Annotated in this window: 3 protein-coding genes; all 3 read right to left on the reverse strand. The window is 76.8% G+C overall.

The window, feature by feature from the left end; genetic code table 11:
• Positions 1-230 precede the first annotated feature (230 nt).
• On the reverse strand, positions 231-980 hold the full coding sequence (locus VR44_RS37930; protein ID WP_245692842.1) for a glycosyltransferase: 750 nt from the start codon (positions 978-980) through the stop codon (positions 231-233).
• Positions 977-1,999, reverse strand: a complete 1,023-nt coding sequence (locus VR44_RS37935) for a 3-oxoacyl-ACP synthase III family protein (protein WP_045952228.1) — start codon at positions 1,997-1,999, stop codon at positions 977-979. Before VR44_RS37935 ends, VR44_RS37930 begins: the two co-directional genes overlap by 4 nt.
• A gap of 113 nt (positions 2,000-2,112) precedes the next feature.
• Positions 2,113-3,053 (reverse strand): GTPase-associated protein 1-related protein (locus VR44_RS37940; protein ID WP_245692843.1); only part of this gene is annotated, 941 nt, incomplete at its 5' end.

A 3,053-nucleotide genomic window follows, 5' to 3' on the forward strand; every position in this document is an offset into this window, starting at 1 on the left:
TCCAGCACCGCCCCGCGCAGCCCGAGCCGCCACAGCGCCAGCAGCACCGCCAGCGCGCGCGGCCCCGGCCGTACCGCCACCCCGACGGTGTCCCCGGCCCGCAGCCCGCGCGCGTGCAGGGCGGCCGCGAACGCGTCGGCCAGTTACCCGGGTGGCCCCGCCGCGGGCGGCGGTGAGCACGGCCGGCCGCTCGGGCCGGGCGCGCAGCGCGTGATCCAGTCGGTCCAGCATCAGCGGGGGTCGTCCGTTCCGTGCGTGCCACTGCCCTGGTCCAGGTACCAGCGGGCGGTTCCGGTGAGCCCGTAGGCGCGCAGCCGGCGGGTGGAGTTCTCCACGACCATGCCCCGGCAGCGGGAGATCCGGTCGGTGTGGCGGCGGACCGCGTTCAGGAACAGCCGGTCCGTCGGCGAGGGCCGCCGCGGCATCCCGCCCACGGCCAGGTACAGCTCGGCGGTGATCGCCATGTTGTTCCCCGCGTGCATCCGGTACGGGGCCCGGTAGCCGTGCCGTCGCGCGTGCTGCGGCCGCAGCCGCCCGAACAGCGCGGCCAGCCCGACCAGTCCGGCGAACGCCGCCCGGCCCAGCGGCCCGTGCTCGTCGCGCCGCGCCGTGATCCGGCCGCACACCAGCCCGGGCCGCGCCGCAAGCGCCGCGCGCGCCGCACCCGCCCAGCCGGGACCCGGCAGGCAGTCGGCGTCCGTCCGGGCCAGCAGCGTCGCCCCGCGCGCGATCGCGTACCGGAAGCCGGTGTCCACCGCCGAACCGACCCCCTTCTCCGGCTCCTCGATCACCTCCACCGGGAACGGCGCCCGCGCCGCGAACTCCCGCGCGATGGCGCCCGTCGCGTCCTTGGAGGCGTTGTCGACTACCAGCAGGGTGAAGTCCCGGTCCCGCTGCGCGGCCAGCGCCCGCAGCGTCCCGCCGAGCCGCGCCGCCTCCTCGTGCGCGGGCACCACCACCCACAGGGGCGCCCCGCTCACGACTTCTCCCAGACCATCGTCATGATGCTGATCCCGCCGCCCAGCCCGACGAACAGCACCCGCTCCCCGGAGTCCAGTTCACCGAATATCCGGTCCAGCTGCACGCCGATGCTCGCGCTCGCCACGTTGCCCAGCTCGGGCACCGTCACCACCAGCTTGTCCTGGGGGACCCCGGTCAGCTCCGCGAACCGCTCCAGGTACGGCACCGTCACCTGGTGCACGAGGACCTTCGAGAACCCGTCCCAGCCCATGCCGGTGCGGTGCAGCGTCCGGTCGATGACGGCGGTGCCCGCCTTCTCGAAGACCCCGCGCAGTTCGTGCCCGTCACCCTGGAAGTAGGTGTACGCGTCCCCGCGCGGGTGCCGCGAGCCGCCGCCCGGGATACCGCCGACCTCCCAGTGCTCCGAATGCGTCTCGCCGTCCACGTCCAGGATCCCGCCGCGTTCCACCGGCTCGACGACGACCGCCGCGCCCGCGTCGCCGAAGGTGTAGCCGGCGAAGGAGCCGCGGAACTCCGCGAAGTCGGCCGGGTCCTTGCGCACCGCGCGGCTCGGGGTCTCCCCGGTGACGACCAGCGCCCGGCGGGACCGGCCGGCGAGCACCATGCCGCGGGCGAGGTCGATGCCGTTGACGAAGCTGTTGCAGGCGTTCGTGACGTCTACGGCGTGCGCCCGCGAACCGAGCTCCGCCTGCACGATGTGCGCGGTGGCGGGCTCGACGAGGTCCCGCGAGGCGGAGGCGAACACCAGCAGGTCCACGTCGAGCGGGTCCAGCCCGGCCGCGTCCAGCGCCCGGCGGGCGGCGCCCGCCGCGAGCGTGGACGCGTACACGCCTTCGGGCGCGACCCGCCGCGAGACGATGCCGGTGGCCAGGGTCAGCATCCGGTCGGGCAGCGCGATACCGCTGCGCCGGGTGACCTCGCGCTGGAGGTCGTCGGAGGACAGCACGTCCTCGGGCAACAGGCTGCCGACGGCGGTGATCCCGACGCGTGGCTGTGGCTCGCAAGGCTGTATGGGCATGGCCCCCACGATGGCGGCGGGGAGGGGGCGGGGGCCTGAGTACGGATGCTCAGATCCCTTGCGGGGTTGCTGAGTAGGCGGCCGGTACGACAGCTCAGCCGGGCGGGCGCCGCTCAGCCCCTCGGCCCGGGCCGGTCCGGATCCTCCGACAGCCACTCCGGGAGCTCCCGACCCGCAGGCCCGGCCGCGTCCGCGCGGTCCCGGAGGAACTCCCGGAGTTCCTCCGGGAGTTCCTCCCCGAAGTGCCGCAGGAGTTCCGCCGCGAGGCCAGGGGTCTCCGGGTCTCCCGGTGGGGCGTCGGTGGCCGCCCGGGTGAGGAGGGACCAGGTGCCCGCGCGCTGGTGGACGGGGGCGCCCGTGGTCGCCAGGAGGAGGCGGGCCTCCACCGGGGTCGGGGGCCGGTCCTCCCACACCAGACGCATCCCGGTCCGCAGGACCAGCGGCTCCGCGTACGGGGAGACGCCCGCCTCCCGCAGCAGGGTGTCCAGGCCGACGACCCGGTCGCCCGCCGGGCGGCCCAGGGCGCACATGCGCAGGTGCGGCAGGGCCTCCGCCGCGCCCAGCCGGAGCCCGGTGCGGGCGAACAGCCGTGCCCCGGCGGGCGGGTCGCCCGCCGCGAGGGCGTCGAGGCGGTCGAGTACGAGGGCCCGCAGCGCCGGCAGCTGCGTCAGCGCGGCCCGTACCTCCTCCCCGTACGCCCCCTCCGGATCCGCGAGCAGGCCCCGCGCCAGCTGACGTGCCGCCTGCGGGAGCAGCCCCGCTGTGTCGGCCCCGAGGGCGGTGGCGGACAGCAACAGCCCTGCGGGCAGGGCCGGTTCGCCCTCCGGTTTGGCCAGGGCCGCCCGCAGCTCCGGCTCCAGCTCCGCCGCGAGCGCGCCCCGCACCCCCGCGTCCAGCGCGGCCAGCAGCCGCTCCGACGCGGCCGCCTCGGCCGCCCCGCGCGGCTCCCCGCCCGGCCGGACCAGCACCCCCGCGAGCGCGTGCAGCCGTACGCCGTCCAGCGCACCCGGAGTCTGCGCCGCCCAGCCCGCGGCCGCCGCCCGGGCCGCCGACC

Origin of the sequence: Streptomyces katrae (assembly GCF_000966975.1) — a bacterium.
GTDB lineage: Bacteria > Actinomycetota > Actinomycetes > Streptomycetales > Streptomycetaceae > Streptomyces > Streptomyces katrae.